This is a genomic window from Pseudomonas arvensis, from assembly GCF_056688935.1.
In genome coordinates, this window is the sequence record NZ_CP162038.1 from 1,486,560 (window position 1) to 1,508,443 (window position 21,884).

Consider the following 21,884-nt stretch of genomic DNA (forward strand, 5'->3'; position numbering starts at 1 on the left):
CAAGCACTTCGGCGCCACCTCAGCGCCTTTTTCGATAACCCCGGGAGCCCAACCCCATGGCTGACATTCTCACCCTGCGTGATGCGGTCAAGCGTTTCGTGAACGACGGCGATACCGTCGCCCTCGAAGGCTTTACCCACCTGATCCCTACCGCCGCAGGCCATGAAATCATTCGTCAGGGCAAGAAAGACCTGACGCTGGTACGGATGACGCCTGACCTGATCTACGACCAGTTGATCGGCGCCGGCTGTGCACGCAAGCTGATTTTCTCCTGGGGCGGCAACCCTGGCGTGGGTTCCCTGCATCGCCTGCGTGACGCGGTCGAGAAACACTGGCCGCAGCCGCTGGAGATCGAAGAACACAGCCATGCCGACCTGGCGAATGCCTACGTCGCTGGTGCCTCGGGCCTGCCGTTTGCGGTGCTGCGTGCCTACGCCGGTTCCGACCTGCCCAAGGTCAACCCGCTGATCAAAAGTGTGACTTGCCCGTTTACCGGCGAAGTGCTGGCGGCGGTGCCGTCGGTACGCCCGGACATCACCGTGATTCACGCCCAGAAGGCCGACCGCAAGGGCAACGTGTTGCTCTGGGGCATTCTCGGTGTGCAGAAGGAAGCGGCCCTGGCGGCCAAGCGTTGCATCGTCACCGTCGAGGAAATTGTTGACGACCTGAATGCACCGATGAACAGCTGCGTATTGCCGACCTGGGCCCTGACTGCTGTCTGCCACGTACCCGGCGGCGCGCATCCTTCCTACGCCCACGGTTACAACGAGCGCGACAATCGCTTCTACCAGGCGTGGGACCCGATTGCCCGCGACCGTGGGACGTTTACCGCCTGGATTGACGAATACATCCACGGCACTGCCGACTTCAGTGAATTCCAGGCCAAACTGGCTACCGCGCAGGAGGCCAAGTAATGGCTTACTCGACCAATGAAATGATGACCGTCGCCGCCGCGCGCCGCCTCAAAAACGGCTCGGTGTGCTTTGTCGGCATCGGCCTGCCCTCGAAAGCAGCCAACCTGGCGCGCCTGACTTCGTCGCCCGACGTGGTGTTGATCTATGAGTCCGGCCCAATTGGCGCCAAGCCTTCGGTACTGCCGTTGTCCATCGGTGACGGTGAACTGGCGGAAACGGCTGACACCGTGGTGCCAACCGGTGAGATTTTTCGCTACTGGCTGCAAGGCGGGCGCATTGACGTCGGCTTTCTCGGTGCGGCTCAGGTCGACCGTTTCGGCAACATCAACACCACCGTGGTCGGTGACTATCACCATCCCAAAGTACGCCTGCCAGGTGCCGGTGGCGCGCCGGAGATTGCCGGTTCCGCCAAGAGCGTGCTGATCATCCTCAAGCAGTCGTCCCGGTCGTTCGTGGACAAGCTGGACTTCATCACCTCTGTCGGCCACGGCGAGGGCGGCGATTCGCGCAAGCGCCTGGGCCTGCCGGGCGCCGGTCCTGTCGGCATCATTACCGACCTGTGCATCATGGAGCCGGAAGAGGGCACCCATGAATTTGTGGTCACTGCGCTGCACCCTGGCGTCACCCGCGAGCAAGTGGTGGCCGCTACCGGTTGGGCGATCCGCTTTGCCGACCAGGTCAGCACCACTGCCGAACCGACTGACGTCGAACTGACCGCCCTGCGTGACCTCGAAGCCCGCACGGCCGCCGCCCATGGCCAAGCCCCCGGAGAAGCCTGATGCGCGACGTGTTTATCTGTGATGCCATCCGCACGCCCATCGGTCGGTTTGGCGGTGGCCTGGCCACGGTGCGTGCCGACGACCTGGCGGCGCTGCCGATCAAGGCGCTGATGGAACGCAACCCGTCGGTGGACTGGCGTGCGGTGGACGAGGTGTTCCTCGGCTGCGCCAACCAGGCCGGCGAAGACAACCGCAACGTTGCGCGCATGGCGCTGTTGCTGGCGGGCCTGCCCGAGACTATTCCCGGCGTGACCCTCAACCGGTTGTGCGCCTCGGGCATGGACGCCATCGGCACCGCGTTTCGCGCCATCGCCAGCGGCGAAATGGAGCTGACGATTGCCGGCGGCGTCGAGTCGATGTCCCGTGCACCGTTCGTGATGGGCAAGGCCGACGCGGCGTTTTCGCGCAACATGAAGCTGGAAGACACCACCATCGGCTGGCGTTTTATCAACCCGCTGATGAAGGAACAATACGGCGTGGATGCAATGCCGCAGACCGCCGATAACGTCGCCGACGATTACCAAGTGTCCCGCGCCGATCAGGACGCCTTCGCCCTGCGCAGCCAGCAACGCACGGCAGCCGCCCAGGCTGCCGGTTACTTTGCCGAAGAAATCGTGCCGGTGCGGGTCGCCCATAAAAAAGGCGAGACCGTGGTGGCGCACGATGAGCATCCACGGGACACCACCCTCGAAGCCCTGACCAAGCTCAAGCCGGTCAACGGCCCTGACAAAACTGTCACCGCTGGTAATGCTTCGGGTGTGAATGATGGCGCCGCCGCGCTGATCCTGGCGTCCGCCGAAGCGGTCAAGAAACACGGCCTCACCGCCCGTGCCCGCGTGTTGGGCATGGCCAGCGCCGGTGTCGCCCCGCGTGTGATGGGCATCGGCCCGGTGCCGGCGGTGCGCAAACTGGTGGAGCGCCTGGGGTTGGCGGTCACCGATTTTGACGTGATCGAACTCAACGAAGCCTTCGCCAGCCAAGGCCTGGCGGTGCTGCGTGAATTGGGGATCGCCGACGACGCGCCCCAGGTCAATCCGAACGGTGGCGCCATCGCCCTTGGGCATCCGCTGGGCATGAGCGGTGCACGGTTGGTCCTGACAGCCCTGCATCAGTTGGAAAAAACCGGTGGCCGTAAAGGCCTGGCGACCATGTGTGTCGGCGTCGGCCAAGGCTTGGCCCTGGCGATTGAACGCATCTAATAAGAGAGGACTGCTCCATGAGTGACAAGCCCGGTTACCGGCGCCCGCAAGCGGGCACTCAACCTGATTACCTGCACCCGGCCTACCAGTCGACGAACCTGCGTTCGCCGTCCCAGCCGCTGGTGTTCCTGCCCCATTCCTTGTCGGAAATCACCGGTCCGACCATCGGTGCCGAGCGGATCAACGAGAAGGACAACGACCTCACCGCGCAACATGAAGGCGAGCCACAGGGCGAGCGCATCATCATTCATGGCCGCGTGCTGGACGAAAACGGTTTGCCGGTGCCGGGCATCCTCGTGGAGATCTGGCAGGCCAACGCCGCCGGTCGCTACAACCACAAGCGCGATGTGCACGACGCGCCGCTGGACCCGAATTTCACCGGCACCGGCCGCACCGTCACCGACGCCGATGGCTGGTACCAGTTCCAGACCATCAAGCCCGGCGCCTACCCGTGGGGCAACCATCACAACGCATGGCGCCCGGCGCATATCCACTTTTCGCTGTTTGGCCCGAGTGTGCTGACGCGGTTGGTCACGCAGATGTATTTCCCCGGCGACCCGTTGCTGGAATACGACCCGATCTACAACTGCGTGCCGGACACTTCGGCCAAGCAGCGCTTGATCGCCAGCTTCGACCTGGAAAAAACCATTCCTTCCTATGCCCTCGGCTACCGCTGGGACATCGTCCTGCGCGGCCGCGACGCCACGCCGATGGAGAAATGAGATGAGCCTTTACGCAACCACGTCCCACACCGTCGGGCCGTATTACCACATCGGCCTGACCTGGCTGAACCGCGAAGACCTGACCGTCGCCGCCACCCTTGGCGAGCGCGTGGCGATCAGCGGGCAAGTGGTGGATGGCAACGGTGATGTGGTCAACGACGCCATGCTCGAAGTCTGGCAGGCCAATGCCGCCGGCAAGTACGACCATCCGGAAGATGAGCAGGACAAGGCCGTCGACCCTAACTTTGAAGGGTTTGGCCGGGTGCCGGTGGACGCCGAAGGGCGCTTCCGGTTTACCACCATCAAGCCGGGGGCTGTTCCGGGCCTGAAAGGCACGACCCAGGCACCGCATTTGGTGGTGCTGGTGTTTGCGCGAGGCTTGGTGAAGCACTTGCTGACGCGGATTTATTTTGACGGTGAGGTGCTCAATGGCGATGACGCGCTGCTGGCGTGTGTGCCGGCCGAGCGGCGTAGCACCTTGATTGCCAGGCAGGATGAGCAGGGTGTGTATCAGTGGAATGTGATTTTGCAGGGGACGGATAAGGAGACGGTGTTTTTTGATTATTGAGTAAGGCTTGGGGGCCTCTTCGGGGGCAAGCCCCCTCCCACAGTTGATCGAGTTGTCTGAGCCTTACTCGGTTAAGTGTGGGAGGGGGCTTGCCCCCGATAGGGCCGGTTCAGGCAACCCATTATCCAAATGTCTGCTTGCGGAACATGGTTGTTGCAAAGTATGTCTAGGCTATAACCGTTCCCACTGAGTGAAAAATCATGACAACAACCACCAGTCACTACACCGGAGAAGAACGCAGCAAACGGATCTTTGCGATTGTCGGTGCCTCCTCCGGCAACCTGGTCGAATGGTTCGACTTCTACGTCTACGCCTTCTGCGCCATTTACTTCGCCCCGGCGTTTTTCCCCTCGGACGACCCCACGGTCCAACTGCTCAACACCGCCGGCGTATTCGCCGCCGGGTTCCTGATGCGCCCCATCGGCGGCTGGCTGTTTGGCCGGGTGGCCGATAAACACGGTCGCAAAAATTCGATGATGATTTCGGTGCTGATGATGTGCGCCGGCTCGCTGGTCATCGCCTTCCTGCCCACCTACAAAGACATCGGCGCCTGGGCCCCAGCGTTGCTGCTGGTGGCGCGGTTGTTCCAGGGTTTGTCGGTGGGTGGCGAGTACGGCACCACCGCAACCTATATGAGTGAAGTCGCCCTCAAGGGCCAGCGCGGTTTCTTCGCCTCGTTCCAATACGTCACCCTGATCGGCGGGCAACTGCTGGCGGTGTTGGTGGTGGTGATCCTGCAACAGATCCTCACCGAAGAAGAATTGCGCGCCTGGGGCTGGCGGATTCCGTTCGTGATCGGCGCGATTGCGGCGGTGATTTCGCTGTTGCTGCGTCGCACCCTCAAGGAAACCACCAGCAAGGAAATGCGCCAGGACAAGGACGCCGGCAGCATCGCTGCGCTGTTTCGCAACCATAAAGCGGCGTTTATCACCGTGCTCGGCTACACCGCCGGCGGCTCGCTGATTTTCTACACGTTCACCACCTACATGCAGAAGTACCTGGTGAACACCGCCGGGATGCACGCCAAGACCGCCAGCTACATCATGACCGGCGCGCTGTTCGTGTACATGTGCATGCAGCCGCTGTTCGGCATGCTCTCGGACAAGATCGGTCGACGCAACTCGATGCTCTGGTTTGGCGCCCTCGGTACCCTGTGCACCGTGCCGATCCTTTTGACCCTGAAAACCGTGACCAGCCCGTTCCTGGCGTTTGTGCTGATTTCCCTGGCGTTGGCTATCGTGAGCTTCTACACCTCGATCAGCGGCCTGGTGAAAGCGGAAATGTTCCCGCCCCATGTGCGTGCCTTGGGCGTAGGCCTGGCCTATGCGGTGGCCAATGCGATCTTCGGCGGCTCGGCGGAATACGTGGCCTTGGGTCTGAAATCCATGGGCATGGAAAACACCTTTTATTGGTACGTCACCGGCATGATGGCCGTGGCTTTCCTGTTCAGCTTGCGTCTGCCGAAACAGGCGGAGTACTTGCACCACGATTTGTAAGGAACGCGTTATGACACTGCGCACCAGCAATCAGCTGTTCGACGCTTACTTCACGGCTGACAGCATGGCCGAGGTGTTCTGCGACCAGGGGCGCTTGCAGGGCATGTTGGATTTTGAGGCAGGTTTGGCCCGCGCCGAGGCGCGGGTCGGGTTGATTCCCCAGGCCGCCGTTGCACCGATTGCCCAGGCATGCCTGGCGTCGTTGTACGACGTGGACGCGCTTGGCGTGGCGATTGCCACCGCGGGCAATTCGGCGATTCCGTTGGTCAAGGCGCTGGGTAAGTTGATCGCCAGCGAAGATGCCGGGGCCGAACGCTACGTGCATCTGGGCGCGACCAGCCAGGATGTGATGGACACCGGGCTGGTGCTGCAATTGCGGCGTGCACTGGTGTTGATCGAAACCGACCTTGCTCGCTTGGGGGATGTACTCGCCGCCCAGGCCCAGCGTTATGCGACCACACCGATGGCCGGGCGTACCTGGCTGCAGCACGCAACGCCCGTGACGTTGGGCATGAAAATCGCCGGTTGGCTGGGCGCCGTGACGCGCAGTCGTCAACGTCTTACCGAGCTGAAACCGCGCCTGTTGGTGCTGCAATTCGGCGGCGCCTCCGGCACCCTGGCCGCACTCGGCGAGCAGGCGATGCCGGTGGCCGAGGCGTTGGCGGCTGAGCTGCAACTGAGCTTGCCCGAACAGCCCTGGCACACTCAGCGTGATCGCCTGGTGGAGTTCGCCAGCGTGCTGGGGTTGATCGCCGGCAGCCTCGGCAAGCTGGGCCGCGACATCAGCCTGTTGATGCAGACCGAAGCGGCGGAAGTGTTCGAACCGGCGGCGCCGGGCAAGGGTGGCTCGTCGACTATGCCGCACAAACGCAATCCAGTCGGCGCTGCGGTGCTGATCAGTACGGCCACCCGCGTGCCTGGGTTGGTCGCGACGATGTTCAGCGCGATGCCCCAGGAGCATGAGCGCAGCCTGGGCTTGTGGCATGCCGAATGGGAAACCTTGCCGGAGATCTGCCGGTTGGTCTCCGGTGCCTTGCAACAGGCGCTGCAGGTGAGCGAGGGGTTGGAAGTCGACCCCGAGCGCATGAAGCAGAACCTCGATCTGACCCAGGGCCTGGTCCTGGCCGAAGCTGTCAGCATCGTGCTTGCCCAGCGCCTTGGCCGCGAAACCGCGCACCATTTGCTGGAGCAGTGCTGCAAGCGAGCAGTCGCTGAAGGGCGCCATCTACGCGCCGTATTGGCCGACGAACCGCAGGTCAGCGCCGAGCTGTCTGCACCCGAACTCGACCGCCTGCTCGACCCGGCCCACTATTTGGGCCAGGCGCACACTTGGGTCACCCGTGCTGTCACCGAACATTTTGAACTGACTGCCTGAGGAGGCCGCCATGCCATTTGCACAACTCGCCGAGGGCGACCTGCATTACCAACTCGATGGCCCCGTGGACGCGCCAGTATTGGTGCTGTCCAACTCGTTGGGCACTGACCTGCATATGTGGGACATCCAGATTCCGGCCTTCACCCAGCATTTTCGCGTGTTGCGTTTCGATACCCGTGGCCATGGCAAATCCCTGGTTACCGAGGGCCCCTACAGCATCGAACAGCTCGGCCGTGATGTGCTGGAGCTGTTGGACGCACTGGATATTCAACGCGCGCATTTTTGCGGCCTGTCCATGGGCGGCCTGATTGGCCAATGGCTGGGCATCAACGCCGGCGAGCGTTTGCAGAGCCTGGTGGTGTGCAACACCGCGGCCAAGATCGGCACGCCGGAGATCTGGAACCCGCGCATCGAGATGGTGTTGCGCGACGGTGCAGCGGCGATGGTGGCCTTGCGTGATGCCTCCATTGCGCGCTGGTTCACCGCTGACTTCGCAGCGGCCAACCCGCACCAGGCCAAGCAGATCACCGACATGCTCGCGTCCACTTCGCCCGAGGGTTATGCGGCCAACTGCGGCGCCGTGCGGGATGCGGATTTCCGTGAGCAACTGCGCACGATCAAAGTGCCGACCCTGGTGATTGCCGGCACCGAAGATGCCGTCACACCGCCAGAGGGTGGCCGCTATATTCAGACCCATGTGAGGGGTGCCGAGTACGCTGAGTTCTATGCGGCGCACCTGTCCAACGTTCAGGCCGGTGCTGCATTCAGCGACCGTGTAATTGAATTTTTGCTGGCCCGTTGAGGAGCTTTTTGTGGAAGAGAAACAACGTTACGCCGAGGGGCTGCAAGTACGCCGCGACGTGCTGGGCGACGCGCATGTCGACCGTAGCCTCAATGCCCTGACCGAGTTCAATAGCGAATTCCAGGAAATGATCACCCGCCACGCCTGGGGTGACATCTGGACCCGCCCGGGCCTGCCTCGGCACACCCGCAGCCTGATCACCATTGCCATGCTGATCGGCATGAACCGCGCCGAAGAGCTCAAGCTGCACCTGCGCGCCGCTGCCAGCAATGGCGTGACCCGTGCCGAGATCAAGGAAGTGCTGATGCAGAGCGCGATCTACTGCGGGATCCCGGCGGCGAATGCCACCTTCCACCTGGCTGAATCCGTGTGGGATGAGCTGGGCGTTGAGTCCCGCCAACCCGACTAGATTTGAACTGCGCTCAAAATGTGGGAGGGGACTCCCACCTGTTTGATTTCACAAGGCTTCAAGTTTCAGTGGGAATCAGCATCCCACACCCAGTTCCATACCCCCGGCAGGTGCACGGCTTCACTCACATCCTTGACCGTCCGCGCCAGCGCCGCACGCTGCAGTGCATCATGGTCGGTATAGAACGGCTCGGCGGCGGTCGTCATGCCGGTGACCTGGGCACTGTCCAGCAGGATCTGCAGATATTCCTGCATATGCCGCGCGGTGTAGCGGTTGATGTCGTGGAAGGTCACCACCACCGGTATCACCCCATCTACCGTTGGCAACTCGCCCAATGCAATGCGCTCGCGCACCACCGACAGTTGCCGATACAGGTTGGCGCGGCGGCGTGGGCTGCCGTTGAAGCCCCAGATCTTGCCGTCATTGGCGCTCAAGTCCGTCAGCAGCACGTGCAGGCCATGGCGCTGGTAGGCGGCGAAGGTGCGGCGGTCGTAGTTCCAGAACGGCGGGCGCACCAGCACCGGTGGCGCGCCGGTGATCGCGGCGATATCGGCAGAACCCTGGGCGAGGGTGCTTTCCAGTTCGGCGTTGTTCAGCCAGCGATGGTTGGTATGAAACGCCGTGGCTGTGTGGAAGGCCAGGATATGCCCGCCCGCGTACTCACGTTCCATGGTCTTGCGACCCCGTGAACTGCCGCCGGAACGGGCCGCCTCGGTCTGCAAAAAGAACACCGCCTTGATCCCCGGCAACACCGGGTTGTGCGCCAGGTCGGCCACCACCGAACGGCTCGGGTTGTTGTAGCCGGAGGCACTGGGACCGTCATCGAAGGTCAGCAGGAAACGGATCGGTGCCTGGCTTTGCAGGCGCTGCTCAGTCTGGGGCGTCAGGGCGACGGGCGCGCCGATGCAGCCACTGAGGCTCACGGCCAGGGCCAGCACGGCCGATGCGATGGCGAAGGATTTCATGGTGTATGCGGGCTCGAAAAAGAGGCCGCTGCTGGGCGGATCAGCAGCGGCAGGCGCGCACCATACAGCAAGTGCGACGCTGGATTACAGCAGACTTATCGGGTAACTGACGATCAACCGGTTTTCGTCAAACTCGTTGTTGCTGTAGTCGCGGCGCATGCTGGAGTTGCGCCAGCGCATCGTCAGGTTTTTCAGGCTGCCGCTTTGCACGGTGTAGCCCAATTCGCTTTCGCGACCCCATTCCTTGCCATCGGTGATGGTGCCGGTGTGCACGTTGCTGCCGCTGATATAGCGGTTCATCAAGGTCAGGCCCGGCACACCGAGGGCGGCGAAGTTGTAGTCGTGGCGCAGTTGCCAGGATCTTTCCTGGGCGTTGTCGTAGCTGGAGTTATAGCTGTCGTTGGCCAGGGTGCCGCCGCTGGTGCCGTTGACGCGCATCCAGGCGTTGTTGCCGGTGAGTTTTTGCAGGCCGACATAGAAGGTGTTGCCGCCGTACTTGGCAGAGAACAGGCCGGACCAGGTCTTGTTGTCCAACTCGCCAGCGCGGGCACTGCCGTCGTCCTTGCCGTAGAAGAACCCGAGGTTGGCGCCCAGGGTCCAGTCACCGAGGGGCTGGCTGTGGGTCAGGTTGACGTATTGTTGGCTGTAGATGTCCTTGAGCTGGGCATTCCACAGGCCGACCTGGGTGCGTTTGTCGTTGAACGTATATTCGCCGCCCTGGAAGTTGAAGCGGTCAGAGGTGAAGGCGGCTTTGCCGGTCATCGACAGGTCGGTCATGCTGCTGTCGTCACGCGGGCTGTTGGCGCGGAATTGGCCGCCGTAGAGGGTCAGTCCGTCGATTTCCCTGGACGTGATCTGCCCGCCGCGCAGGGTTTGCGGCAGGGAACGGCCGTCGTCCGAGCGCAGGATCGGCAGCACCGGCATCCACTCGCCGACCTTGACTTCGGTCTTCGAAATACGGGCCTTGAACGCCACTCCGAGGCGCCCGAACTCATCCGCCGGCCGGCCGTCGCGATCCAGCGGCAACAGCTGTGTGCCACCGGTGCCGCGCCCGCCATCGAGCTTCAACGAATACAGCCCCAGCACATCCACACCGAACCCAACTGTGCCCTGGGTAAAGCCGGACTTGGCGTCAAGAATGAAACTCTGCGTCCACTCCTGCGCGCCGCCCTGGGTCTTGGTCGGGTTGGTGAAATTGCGGTTGATAAAGAAATTGCGCAAGTTGAGGTTGGCGCTGGCGTCTTCCAGGAAGCCGTGCTCTTCGGCGACGACGGGAATTGCCAGGCTGGCGACAGCGGTGGCCAGCAAGAGCTGGCAGGGACGGAACGTGCTCATGGCGTTGGACCTGTTGTTATTGGGGTTATGCAGGTGGCGGCCATGGTGCGGGGCGGTACGGGGGCGATGAAAGTGGGGGCGGGCGGGTTTTGGGCGGTGATCGAACGACTTTGAGCGGATAAACGCTTGGGATAGATTGCCCGTGTGAGCACACAGGCCGTCCATGAAATTGACAATCATGGACGGCATTTATGACGCCAGTGAATGACTACAGCGCCTTTCCCTCAGCGCCACGATCCATTGTCGAGTTGCTCAAGTTGCCGGGTCAGTTCACTGCGGGCTTCACGGATGCGGCGTTCGTCCTGGGTGTCGAGGATCTGCTGGAACTGCGCGGCCCAGTGGCCGAGCTGCTCGCGCAGCTCGCCGAGGTTTTCCTGATAGAGCCGTTCGAGGCGCGCAGTCAGCACCGTGTTGACCTGCTGATCGCGTGGGTGAACCTTCAACTGCGCCAGCGCTTGCAGGCGTTGCTGAATCTCTTGCGGGCTGAGCACGCCGGGGTTGTTCTCGATCACCAGGGAGTGCTGCTCGCCGGTCAGCGGGATGCTCACCTGGGCTTCCAGCAGACCGTTGTTGTCGTAGGTGAAGCGCACATCCAGCGAGACTTCACCGGCCTTGCGCTTGGGCACCGCGATGTCCAGTTGGCCCAGTTCGATGTTGTCTTTCACCAGGCGGCTTTCGCCTTGGTAGATTTTCAGCAGCACCTGGCTCTGGTTGTCGTGCAGTGTCACTACGCTTTTTACCCGACTCACCGGCACGCTGCTGTTGCGTTCGATCAACGGCAGGTAATGGCCGCTTTCGATATGGCCGCCGTATTGGTTCGAGGTTTCGATGCCCAGGGTGTAGGGGCACACGTCGGTCAGCACCACTTCTTCAAGCGCGGCGGAACGGGCTTTGAGCGCCGCCTGGATCGCCGCGCCGTGGGCGACCACCTGGTCGGGGTCAAGGCTGATGGACGGAAAGCGCCCGAACAACCCGGCGGCGAGTTTGCGCACCAGCGGCATGCGTGTGGTGCCGCCCACCAGCAGGATTTCATCGAGGTCGCTGACGCGAATCCGCGCATCGCGCAGGGCGCGTTCAATCGGGGCGCGCAGGCGTTCCAGCAGTGGCGTGTAGAGCTTGGCCATTTCCTGTTGAGTGATGGTCTGCGCCCATTGCTGGCCATCGACCCGCAGGGCGAACTCGGCGCTGTCGTCCTGGCCGAGGGCCTTGCGCACGCGCTCGGCTTCGCGGCGCAGGGCTTGCAGCACACTGTTGGTGGGCGGAAAACCGGCGGTGTTGCGCTGGCTCTCGACGAAGTGTTCCAGCAGCAAGGTGTCGAAGTCTTCGCCACCGAGGAAGTTGTCGCCGGCGCTGGCGCGCACTTCCATCACCCCGTCGAACAGCTCGATGATCGACACGTCAAAGGTGCCGCCGCCGAGGTCGAAGACCAGGAACGAGGTTTCTTTGTCGCGCTGATGCAGGCCGTAGGCGAGGGCGGCGGCGGTGGGTTCGTTGATCAGTTTTTCAACGTTGAGCCCCGCCAGTTCGCCGGCGATGCGCGTGGCTTTGCGTTGGCCGTCGCTGAAGTACGCCGGCACGCTGATCACGGCTTCAGTGACGGTATGGCCGTAGGTGCGCTCGATGTCTTCCTTGAGGCTCTTGAGCACCAGCGCCGAGAGTTCTTCGGGGCGGAACGAGCGATCACCCAGGCGCACCTCAGTGGCGCTGCCCATGTAGCGCTTGAACAGCGACGTGGTCAGGTGCGGGTGGGTGTGCAGGCGCTCTTTGGCGGCCTGGCCGACCAGGATACGGCCTTGATCATCCAGCCCGACCACGCTTGGGGTCAGCAACTGGCCAAGGGCATTGGGCACCAGTTCGGCGGCGTCGCCGCGCCAGACGGCGGCGAGGCTGTTGGTGGTTCCCAGGTCGATTCCTACGATCATTACGACAAGCTCCCTCTGTGGTCTGTAAGAATCTGTGACCAATTTTACCCTGAAAGGTTGAAGCGAAAGCAAGGCGACAGGGTGTTTTGTGGTGAGCCCGCTCACCACTATGGACATAAAAAAACCGCCTCCTGTAAGGGCGGCGGTTTTTTCTTTACTGCAGCGTGATCAGAACAACTTCAACGCCGGCGCTTCTTCTTTCAACGGCTCATTCTTTGCCGTCTGCTCGTTCCAGCCACCGCCGAGGGCCTTGTACAGGGTGACCTCGCTGGTCAACTGCGCCAGGCGGTCGGTGATCAGCGATTGCTGGGCACTGAACAGCTGGCGCTGGGCGTCGAGGAAGGTCAGGTTGCTGTCGACACCAATACGGTAGCGACGCTCAGCCAGGCGGTAGTAATCCTGGTTGGCCTCGACGAAACCGCGCTGGGCGTCCAGTTGCTGCTTGTAGGTCTCACGTGCGGCGAGGCCGTCGGAGACTTCCTGGAAGCCGGTCTGGATGGCCTTCTCGTAGTTCGCCACGTTGATCTCTTTCTGGATCTTCGAGTAGTCCAGGCTGGCGCGCAGGCTACCGGCGTTGAAGATCGGGATGTTGATCTGCGGTGCAAACGACCAGGTGCCCGAACCGCCTTTGAACAGGCCGCCCAAGGTTGGGCTGGCGGTGCCAGCACTGGCCGTCAGGGTGATGCTCGGGAAGAACGCGGCACGGGCCGCGCCGATGTTGGCGTTGGCCGCCTTGAGGTTGTACTCGGCCTGCACGATGTCAGGACGACGTTGCAGCAGGTCCGATGGCAGCCCGGCCGGCACGTCGCTGAGCAGGTCATCCGACAGCGGCTGGCTGGCGATATTCGCCGGCAGGCCGGTGCCCAGCAGCAGGGTCAGGTTGTTTTCGTCCTGGGCCACCTGGCGGGTGTAACGCGCCAGTTGCACGCGGGCGTTTTCCACCGAGGTGCGCGCCTGACTCAGGTCAAGTGCCGAGGCCACGCCGACTTCGTTGCTGCGCGAGGTCAGTTTGAAGCTCTGCTCGAACGCGCCCAGGGTGTCCTGGGTGAGCTTGAGCAGCTCCTTGTCGGCCTGCCAGGTCAGGTAGGCGTTGGCCACACTGGCTACCAGGCTGATCTGGGTGCTGCGGCGCGCTTCTTCGGTAGCGAAGTATTTCTGCAGCGCTTCTTCACTCAGGCTGCGGACACGCCCGAACAGGTCCAGCTCGTAGGAGCTGATCCCCAAGCCTGCCGAGTACTGGCTGGCGATGGTCGCCTCACCGGTCTGCGACAGCTTGGCCGGTGTACGCGAACGGCTGCCGCTGCCCGTGGCCGAGACGGCCGGGAACAGGTCGGCGCGCTGGATCTGGTACTGCGCGGCATAGGCATCGATGTTCAGCGCCGCAACGCGCAGGTCACGGTTGTTTTCCAGCGCGGTCTTGATCAGCTGTTGCAGGGCCGGGTCATGGAAAAACTGCCTCCAGCCTTGCTCGGCAGCCGCCTGGTTCGGCGCCTGGGCTGGCGAATACGCCGGCCCCTGCGGGAACTGTGCCGCCACCGGCGCTTCGGGGCGCTGGTAGTCAGGTATCAGCGAGCAGCCACTGAGCACGAAGGCGGTGACGGCTAGGGAAAGTAGCGACTTGCTCATTGGCCAGCCTCTTTAGGAGTTTGCTTAGGTTCAGTCTTTTTACGCTCACCCGCGGCGGACACGGTTGCAAAGAACAGTGGCACCCAGAAGATCGCCAGGACAGTGGCCGTGATCATACCGCCAATCACGCCGGTACCGATGGCGTGCTGGCTGCCTGAACCGGCGCCCGAGGAGATCGCCAGCGGCAGTACGCCGAGGACGAACGCCATGGAGGTCATGATGATCGGGCGCAGACGCATGCGGGAGGCTTCGATGGCCGACTCGACAATGCCCTTGCCTTGTTCATGCAGCTCTTTGGCGAACTCGACGATCAGGATGGCGTTTTTCGCCGCCAGGCCCACCGTCACCAGCAAGCCCACCTGGAAGAACACGTCGTTGGACAAGCCGCGCATGCTGGTGGCGATCAACGCACCCACCACACCCAACGGCACCACGAGGACAACTGCAATCGGGATCGACCAGCTTTCGTACAGGGCCGCGAGGCACAGGAACACCACCAGCAGCGACAAGGCGTACAACGCAGGTGCCTGGGAGCCGGACAGACGTTCTTCGTACGACAGGCCCGTCCAGGCATAGCCCACGCCCGCCGGCAGTTGCTTGGCGATGCGTTCGACTTCAGCCATGGCATCACCGGTGCTGTAGCCCGGAGCCGGGGTACCGAGGATTTCCATCGCCGCTACACCGTTGTAGCGCGAGAGCTTCGGCGAACCGTAGATCCACTTGCCCGACGAGATAGCCGACAACGGCACCATCTTCCCGGAGTCGCTGCGCACGAACCACTTGTTCAGGTCTTCAGGGGACATACGGCCAGCGGCCTCACCCTGCACGTACACCTTCTTCACGCGACCACGGTCGATGAAGTCGTTGACGTAGCTGCCACCCAGGGCAATCGCCAGGGTCTGGTTGATGCTCGACAGCGTAATGCCTTGGGCACTGGCCTTCTCGTCGTCGACGGTGAGCTCGTACTGCGGCTCATCGTTCACGCCGTTGGGGCGTACACCGGCCAGGATCTTGCTCTGGGCCGCCATGCCGAGGAACTGGTTACGCGCCTCCATCAGCTTCTCGTGGCCGACACCGCCCTGGTCTTGCAGGAACACGTCGAAACCGGTGGCGTTACCCAATTCCAGAACCGAAGGCGGCACGATGGCGAAGACCATGGCGTCCTTGAATGCCCCGAAGAAGTAACCCTGGGCACGCTTGGCCACTTCGAATACCGACTGCGAAGCGTCGCGCTCATCCCATGGCTTGAGCATCACGAACGCAAGGCCCGAGCTCTGGCCACGGCCGGCGAAGTTGAAGCCGTTGACGGTAAACACCGATTTCACAGCCTTGCCTTCGCCTGGCTCGCCTTCTTTGTCGTTGAGCAGGAAGGCACGCATGTCGTCGATGACTTTTTGCGTACGTTCAGCCGACGAACCGACCGGCGTCTGCACCTGGGCAAAGATCACACCCTGGTCTTCCTCGGGCAGGAACGCGCTTGGAATGCGGGTGAACAACCAGATCATGCCGACGACGATGATCAGGTACACAAAGAACGCAGGGAATTTGTGCTTGATCATGTTGCCCACGCCGCGCTCGTAGCTGATGACGCCACGGTCGAAGGTGCGGTTGAACCAGCCGAAGAAACCACGCTTGGGTTGGCCGTGTTTCTCGGGATCGATGGGTTTGAGCATGGTGGCGCAGAGCGCCGGGGTGAAGATCAGGGCAACCAGTACCGACAACGCCATGGCCGAAACGATGGTGATGGAGAACTGTTTGTAGATCACACCGGTGGAACCACCGAAGAACGCCATCGGCAACAGTACCGCCGACAGCACCAGGGCAATACCCACCAGGGCGCCCTGGATCTGGCCCATGGACTTGACCGTCGCCTCTTTCGGCGACAGGTGTTCCTCGGCCATGACCCGCTCGACGTTTTCCACCACGACGATGGCATCGTCCACCAGCAAGCCGATGGCGAGGATCATGCCGAACATGGTCAAGGTGTTGATGGTGAAACCGAACGCCGCCAGGATCCCGAAGGTGCCCAGCAATACCACCGGTACGGTCATGGTGGTGATGATGGTGGCGCGGAAGTTCTGCAGGAACAGGAACATCACCAAGAACACCAGCACGATCGCTTCGACCAGGGTGTGCACCACGCCGGAGATCGATTCGGTCACCACAGGGGTGGTGTCATACGGCACCACCGCCTTCATGCCTGGCGGGAAGAACGGCTCCAGGGATGCCACGGTCGCACGGATGGCCTTGGCGGTGTCCAGGGCGTTGGCGCCCGAGGCCAGCTTGATCGCCATGCCGGAAGCCGGCTTGCCGTTGAACTGTGCACTGATGCTGTAGTTCTGGCCGCCCAGTTCGATACGCGCGATGTCACGCAGACGCACCTGCGAGCCATCGGCGTTGACCTTCATCAGGATCTTGCCGAACTCTTCTGCGGTTTGCAGGCGGGTCTTGCCGATGATGGTCGCGTTCAGTTGGGTGCCGGGCAGGGCAGGCAGGCCGCCCAGTTGACCGGTGGCCACCTGTACGTTCTGTGCCGAGATGGCGGTGCTGACGTCGACCGGGGTCAACTGGTAGTTGTTCAGCTTGCCCGGGTCCAGCCAGATACGCATGGCGTACTGCGAACCGAACACCTGGAAGTCACCGACACCCGCAGTACGCGAGATCGGGTCCTGGATGTTGGACACGATGTAGTTGGAAAGGTCGTCCTTGGTCATGCTGCCGTCTTCCGACACCAGACCGATCACCATCAGGAAGTTCTTCACCGACTTGGTCACACGGATACCCTGTTGCTGCACTTCTTGCGGCAGCAGCGGGGTCGCCAGGTTCAGCTTGTTCTGCACCTGGACCTGGGCGATGTCCGGGTTGGTACCCTGGTTGAACGTCGCGGTGATGGTCATGCTGCCGTCGGAGTTACTGTCCGAGGCGACATAACGCAGGTTGTCGATACCGTTGAGCTGTTGCTCGATGACCTGCACCACGGTGTCCTGCACGGTTTGTGCGGACGCGCCTGGGTAGGTCACCTGGATGTCGATGGCGGTTGGCGCGATGGCCGGGTATTGGTTGATGGGCAACTTCAGGATCGACAGTGCCCCGACCAGCATGATCACCAGGGCAATTACCCAGGCGAAAATGGGACGGTCGATAAAAAATTTCGACATGGATTACTCCCCTTTGCCGGCAGCGGCAGCAGGAGCAGCAGCGGAACCTGCGGGCTTGGCGTTGTCAGCGTCCTTGACCTTGACTTCGATGCCCGGCTTGATGAATTGCAGGCCTTCGGTGATCACGCGGTCACCGGCGTTCAGGCCTTTTTCCACCAGCCAGTAGGCGCCGTCGGTACGGTTGGCCACCAGGGTGCGTTGCTCGACCTTGTTGTCCTTGTTCACCACCAGCGCGGTCGGGATGCCCTTGATGTCACGGGTCACGCCTTGCTGCGGTGCCAGGATCGCCTTGCTGTTCACACCGGCTTGCAGTTGGGCGTGAACAAACATGCCCGGCAGCAGGGTGTGGTCAGGGTTGGGGAACACAGCGCGCAGGGTCACGGAACCGGTGGTCTGGTCGACCGACACTTCGGAGAACTCAAGTTTGCCTTCCTGACCGTAGTCGGTGCCGTCTTCCAGGGTCAGCTTGACCTTGGCGGCATTGGCGCCGGCTTTTTCCAGCTGACCGCTTTCCAGGTCACGGCGCAGTTTCAGCATTTCAGCGGAAGACTGCGTGACGTCGACGTAGATCGGGTCCAGTTGCTGGATCACGGCCATGGCATCGGCCTGGCCATTGCTGACCAGCGCGCCTTCGGTGACGGCAGAACGGCCGATACGCCCGGAAATCGGCGCGTAGACCTTGGTGTAGCGCACGTTGATCTGGGCGGTTTGAACGTTTGCTTCGGCAGTCATGCGGTTAGCGACGGCGGTGTCGTATTCCTGACGGCTGACGGCTTGTTCATCCACCAACTGTTTGTAGCGATCGGTGATCGACTTGGTCTGGGTCAGCGTCGCTTGTGCGCTTTTGAGCGTGGCTTCATAGACCGACGGGTCGATCTGGTAAAGCTGCTGGCCTTCCTTCACGTCGGCGCCTTCTTTGTACAGGCGCTTGAGGATGATGCCATTGACCTGAGGACGAACTTCCGCGATGCGGTAGGCGGTGGTGCGGCCTGGCAGCTCGGACGTCAGGGTATAGGCTTGCGGTTGAATGGTGACCACGCCGACCTGAGGGGTTTGAGCGGGCGGAGCCGCTTCTTCCTTTTTACATCCGCTGAGCAGCGATGCCAGGGCGACGGCAGTGACCAGAGCGGTAACAGCTGGCTTAAGTTGCATGAAGATCCTCGGGTCAGGCGCGCAGGGTGCGCACAAGAAGGGTGGAAGGGTAAAAAACAAGCCGTGAGTGGATAAGTAGCTTGCTACGCAATATACTTACGTTCATGGTTGTTTGTAAACTCTTGACAGGCTGCGGGGAATGTTGACAAAGCAACGTCCGAAGCCTCGATTCCATTACGTTCGGCACCCATGACGGTGTCGTCCCACAAATATTCAGATGATCGTTCGCGTCTATTAACGTTGCGTTAACGATAGTCTCAAGTGTCCTGATTGAGGTTCTACTGCCATGGTTCGTCGCACTAAAGAGGAAGCTCAAGAAACGCGCAGCCAAATTCTTCAAGCCGCCGAGCAAGCCTTTTACGATCGCGGCGTTGCACGCACGACGCTGGCGGACATCGCCGCGCTGGCCGGTGTGACGCGGGGCGCTATTTACTGGCACTTCAGCAACAAATCCGATCTGTTGCAGGCGCTGCTCGACACCTTGCATGAGCCGCTGGATGAATTGGCCAGGGCCAGTGAAAGCGAGGATGAACTCGACCCGCTGGGCTGCATGCGCAAGCTGCTGATTCATTTGTTTCATCAAGTGGCCCTGGACCCGAAAACCCGGCGCATCAATGAGATTTTGTTTCATAAGTGCGAATTCACCGATGAAATGTGCGACATGCGCCGCCAGCGCCAGACCCACAGCCTGGAGTGCAACCTGCGCATCGGCCTGACCCTGCGTAACGCGGTCCATCGCGGGCAACTGCCGGAAAACCTCGACACCACCCGCGGCGCCGTGTGCATTCATGCCTACATCAATGGGCTGATTGGCCAGTGGCTGTTGGTCCCCGACAGCTTCCAATTGCATCAGGAAGCGGAACGCTGGGTAGACGCAGGGCTAGACATGCTGCGTCTGAGCCCAAGCCTGCGCAATTGAAACAAAATGCGTAATTGCATCAGGGTGTGTCAACAGTAAAGCCTAAGGACAGTCAATCGTCCTTCTGCCTGATTGGTGGGGTGACTTTATATACGGGCTGGCGGGCGGTTGATAGGTAGCCGCCTAAGTATTTTGTAGGGATTTTGTTGCGGTTCTGTGAAGTGATGTTTCCCAAGGCTACAGACAGTCAAAAATGTGGGAGGGGGCTTGCCCCCGATAGCAGTGGGTCAGTCAACACCTATAGTGACTGATGCACCGCCATCGGGGGCAAGCCCCCTCCCACATTTGGTTTACAGCGCCAGCGTTGGGTAATCGATGTAGCCGACCGGGCCCTTGCCATAGAAGGTGTCCGGACGTGCTTCGTTCAGCGGCGCATCGGCCTTCAAGCGTGCCGGCAGGTCCGGGTTGGCAATGAACGGCACACCCCAGGCCACCGCATCCGCTTTACCTTCGGCCAGCCACGCATTGGCGCTGTCCTTGGTAAAGCGTTCGTTGGCGATGTACACGCCGCCGAAGGCTTTCTTCAGTTGTGGACCGAGGCTGTCCGCGCCTTCCTTTTCACGTGAGCAGATAAACGCGATGCCACGTTTGCCCAATTCGCTGGCGACGTAGGTGAAGGTTTCTGCCAGGTTATCGTCGCCCATGTCATGGGAATCGGCACGCGGTGCCAAATGCACGCCCACACGGCCGGCGCCCCAGACTTCGATGGCCGCGTCGGTCACTTCCAGCAGCAGGCGTGCACGGTTTTCCAGGGAGCCGCCGTACTGGTCGGTGCGCTTGTTGGTGCTGCTCTGAAGGAACTGGTCGAGCAGGTAACCGTTGGCGCCGTGGATTTCCACGCCGTCGAAGCCGGCGGCCTTGGCGTTCTCGGCACCGGTGCGGTAGGCGTCGACGATGTCGGCGATTTCTGCAGTTTCCAGGGCGCGCGGGGTCGGGTAGTCAGCCAGTGGGCGTACCAGGCTGACGTGGCCCTTGGGCTGGATCGCGCTCGGTGCCACCGGCGTTTCGCCATTCAGGTAGGACTCGTGGGAGATGCGGCCCACATGCCACAGTTGCAGGAAGATCTTGCCGCCCGCGCCATGAATCGCCTTGGTGACGTTGGCCCAGCCACGCACCTGGTCGTTGGACCAGATGCCTGGGGTGTCCGGGTAGCCCACGCCCAGCGGCGTCACGGAGGTGGCTTCGCTGAGGATCAGCCCGGCGGACGCGCGTTGCACGTAGTACTCGGCCATCAGCGCGTTGGGTACGCGGCCTTCATCGGCACGGCAGCGGGTCAGCGGCGCCATGATGATGCGGTTCGACAGTTCCAGGTCGCCCAGTGTGATCGGATCGAAAATAGTCGTCATGGGAATACACCTTTCTCTTTGAAGTTGATCAGTTGGTCGCAGGGGCCAGGTCGGCATCGCCGCCCTGGCGGAAAGTAATCAGGGTCACTACCAGCGCAAGGATGGCCAGGGCAGCTGCCGCCAATGGCACGCTGGTCAGGCCGAAGCCGTGGGCAATCACACTGCCGCCGACCCAGGCACCAAGGGCGTTGCCGATGTTGAAGGCGCCGATGTTCAAGGTGGACACCAGGTTTGGCGCGGCCTTGCCGAAGGTCACCACGTTGATCTGCAACGCAGGCACGGCAGCAAACGAAGCGGTGGCCCACAGGAACAGGGTGATTTCAGTCGGGATCACGGCGACGCTGGTCCAGGTCAGCGCCGTGGACACCACCGCCATGCTGATAAACACGCCGATCAAGGTCGCGGCCAGACGCTTGTCCGCCAGCTTGCCGCCGATGATGTTGCCCACGGTGAGGCCCAGACCGATCAGCAGCAGGGTCCAGGTCACGCCTTTGGGCGACACGCCGGTGACATCACCGAGCAGCGGCGCCACATAGGTGAAGAGGGTAAACATGGACGCGGCGAACAGTGCGGTCATGCTCAGCGACAACCAGATCCCGGCCCCTTTGAGGGCGGCCAGTTCGGCACGCATGTCGAGTTTTTCTTCGTCGCGCTTGGCCGGCAGGAAGCGGATCAGGCCGATCAACGCCACCACACCAATCACCGTCACCGCCCAGAAGGTCGAGCGCCAGCCGGCTTCCTGGCCCAGCGCAGTACCCAGCGGTACACCGAGCACGTTGGCCAGGGTCAAACCGGTGAACATCAAGGCCACGGCGGACGCCCGCTTGTTGGCGGGCACCAGGTTGGCTGCCACCACCGAACCGATCCCGAAAAACGCACCGTGGCACAACGCGGTGACCACACGGGCAAACATCAGCACGTTGTAGTCACTGGCCAGGGCGCAGAGCAGGTTGCCGATAATGAAGATGCCCATCAACGCTACCAGCGCCGCCTTGCGAGGCAACTTGGCGGTGGCCAGTGCCATGAACGGCGCGCCGATGGCCACGCCCAGGGCGTAACCAGTCACCAGCCAGCCGGCGCCGGGAATCGACACACCGAGGTCCGCCGCCACATCGGGCAACAGGCCCATGATGACGAACTCGGTGGTGCCAATGGCGAAGGCGCTCAGGGCCAGGATGAGTAGCGAGAGGGGCATTT

General features: G+C 62.0%; 18 protein-coding genes. 10 read left to right on the top strand and 8 right to left on the bottom strand.

Going from position 1 to position 21,884, the window contains the following annotated elements; all coding sequences use genetic code 11:
- Nucleotides 1-56 precede the first annotated feature (56 nt).
- The 9 genes from AB3G88_RS06770 to pcaC all read left to right on the top strand — a co-directional run bounded on the left by AB3G88_RS06770 (nucleotide 57) and on the right by pcaC (nucleotide 8,264).
- Complete coding sequence (locus AB3G88_RS06770) at nucleotides 57-914, top strand: CoA transferase subunit A (protein ID WP_099583293.1); 858 nt, start codon at nucleotides 57-59, stop codon at nucleotides 912-914.
- A complete protein-coding gene (locus AB3G88_RS06775) occupies nucleotides 914-1,693 on the top strand; it encodes a CoA-transferase subunit beta (RefSeq protein WP_480453511.1) in 780 nt (259 codons plus the stop codon). Before AB3G88_RS06770 ends, AB3G88_RS06775 begins: the two co-directional genes overlap by 1 nt.
- A complete protein-coding gene (pcaF, locus tag AB3G88_RS06780; RefSeq protein ID WP_191947767.1) occupies nucleotides 1,690-2,892 on the top strand; it encodes a 3-oxoadipyl-CoA thiolase in 1,203 nt (400 codons plus the stop codon). Before AB3G88_RS06775 ends, pcaF begins: the two co-directional genes overlap by 4 nt.
- A 17-nt stretch (nucleotides 2,893-2,909) precedes the next feature.
- A complete protein-coding gene (pcaH, locus tag AB3G88_RS06785) occupies nucleotides 2,910-3,614 on the top strand; it encodes a protocatechuate 3,4-dioxygenase subunit beta (RefSeq protein ID WP_099583290.1) in 705 nt (234 codons plus the stop codon).
- 1 nt (nucleotide 3,615) lies between these two features.
- Nucleotides 3,616-4,182, top strand: coding sequence for a protocatechuate 3,4-dioxygenase subunit alpha (pcaG, locus tag AB3G88_RS06790; RefSeq protein ID WP_099583289.1), 567 nt, complete (start codon nucleotides 3,616-3,618; stop codon nucleotides 4,180-4,182).
- Between the two features lie 200 nt (nucleotides 4,183-4,382).
- Complete coding sequence (locus AB3G88_RS06795; protein ID WP_012722673.1) at nucleotides 4,383-5,678, top strand: MFS family transporter; 1,296 nt, start codon at nucleotides 4,383-4,385, stop codon at nucleotides 5,676-5,678.
- Nucleotides 5,679-5,688: 10 nt separating this feature from the next.
- Nucleotides 5,689-7,053 carry a 3-carboxy-cis,cis-muconate cycloisomerase gene (locus AB3G88_RS06800; RefSeq protein ID WP_480453512.1) on the top strand — a complete coding sequence of 455 codons (1,365 nt, stop codon included), beginning with the start codon at nucleotides 5,689-5,691 and terminating at the stop codon, nucleotides 7,051-7,053.
- A gap of 10 nt (nucleotides 7,054-7,063) precedes the next feature.
- Nucleotides 7,064-7,855, top strand: coding sequence for a 3-oxoadipate enol-lactonase (pcaD, locus tag AB3G88_RS06805; protein WP_480453513.1), 792 nt, complete (start codon nucleotides 7,064-7,066; stop codon nucleotides 7,853-7,855).
- A 10-nt stretch (nucleotides 7,856-7,865) separates the two neighbouring features.
- The gene (gene pcaC / locus AB3G88_RS06810) at nucleotides 7,866-8,264 is read left to right on the top strand and encodes a 4-carboxymuconolactone decarboxylase (RefSeq protein WP_112193950.1); all 399 of its coding nucleotides are present in this window, start codon (nucleotides 7,866-7,868) and stop codon (nucleotides 8,262-8,264) included.
- A gap of 65 nt (nucleotides 8,265-8,329) precedes the next feature.
- On the opposite strand, the gene AB3G88_RS06815 is transcribed toward pcaC, so the two are convergent.
- From AB3G88_RS06815 to AB3G88_RS06840, 6 genes are all read right to left on the bottom strand, one after another.
- Nucleotides 8,330-9,229, bottom strand: coding sequence for a polysaccharide deacetylase family protein (locus AB3G88_RS06815; RefSeq protein WP_480453514.1), 900 nt, complete (start codon nucleotides 9,227-9,229; stop codon nucleotides 8,330-8,332).
- An 84-nt stretch (nucleotides 9,230-9,313) separates the two neighbouring features.
- Nucleotides 9,314-10,564, bottom strand: coding sequence for an OprD family porin (locus tag AB3G88_RS06820; RefSeq protein ID WP_112193954.1), 1,251 nt, complete (start codon nucleotides 10,562-10,564; stop codon nucleotides 9,314-9,316).
- Between the two features lie 224 nt (nucleotides 10,565-10,788).
- Nucleotides 10,789-12,486: a molecular chaperone HscC gene (locus tag AB3G88_RS06825; protein ID WP_480453515.1), complete on the bottom strand. Its 1,698-nt coding sequence runs from the start codon at nucleotides 12,484-12,486 to the stop codon at nucleotides 10,789-10,791.
- Nucleotides 12,487-12,654: 168 nt separating this feature from the next.
- Nucleotides 12,655-14,112: an AdeC/AdeK/OprM family multidrug efflux complex outer membrane factor gene (gene adeC / locus AB3G88_RS06830; protein WP_099587562.1), complete on the bottom strand. Its 1,458-nt coding sequence runs from the start codon at nucleotides 14,110-14,112 to the stop codon at nucleotides 12,655-12,657.
- Complete coding sequence (locus AB3G88_RS06835) at nucleotides 14,109-17,270, bottom strand: efflux RND transporter permease subunit (RefSeq protein ID WP_112193956.1); 3,162 nt, start codon at nucleotides 17,268-17,270, stop codon at nucleotides 14,109-14,111. The genes adeC and AB3G88_RS06835 overlap by 4 nt, the downstream gene beginning before the upstream one ends.
- A gap of 3 nt (nucleotides 17,271-17,273) precedes the next feature.
- The gene (locus AB3G88_RS06840; RefSeq protein WP_112193958.1) at nucleotides 17,274-18,422 is read right to left on the bottom strand and encodes an efflux RND transporter periplasmic adaptor subunit; all 1,149 of its coding nucleotides are present in this window, start codon (nucleotides 18,420-18,422) and stop codon (nucleotides 17,274-17,276) included.
- A 286-nt stretch (nucleotides 18,423-18,708) separates the two neighbouring features.
- On the opposite strand from AB3G88_RS06840, the gene AB3G88_RS06845 reads away from it, so the two are divergent.
- Nucleotides 18,709-19,341 (top strand): TetR family transcriptional regulator, encoded by a 633-nt coding sequence (locus AB3G88_RS06845; RefSeq protein WP_099587559.1) that lies wholly within the window; start codon nucleotides 18,709-18,711, stop codon nucleotides 19,339-19,341.
- A gap of 290 nt (nucleotides 19,342-19,631) precedes the next feature.
- Here the strand turns inward: AB3G88_RS06845 and AB3G88_RS06850 are convergent, their stop codons facing one another.
- Together AB3G88_RS06850 and AB3G88_RS06855 are read right to left on the bottom strand one after the other, a co-directional pair.
- Nucleotides 19,632-20,687 (bottom strand): alkene reductase, encoded by a 1,056-nt coding sequence (locus tag AB3G88_RS06850; RefSeq protein WP_191947722.1) that lies wholly within the window; start codon nucleotides 20,685-20,687, stop codon nucleotides 19,632-19,634.
- A gap of 28 nt (nucleotides 20,688-20,715) precedes the next feature.
- The gene (locus AB3G88_RS06855) at nucleotides 20,716-21,882 is read right to left on the bottom strand and encodes an MFS transporter (RefSeq protein ID WP_112193962.1); all 1,167 of its coding nucleotides are present in this window, start codon (nucleotides 21,880-21,882) and stop codon (nucleotides 20,716-20,718) included.
- Nucleotides 21,883-21,884: the final 2 nt, after the last annotated feature.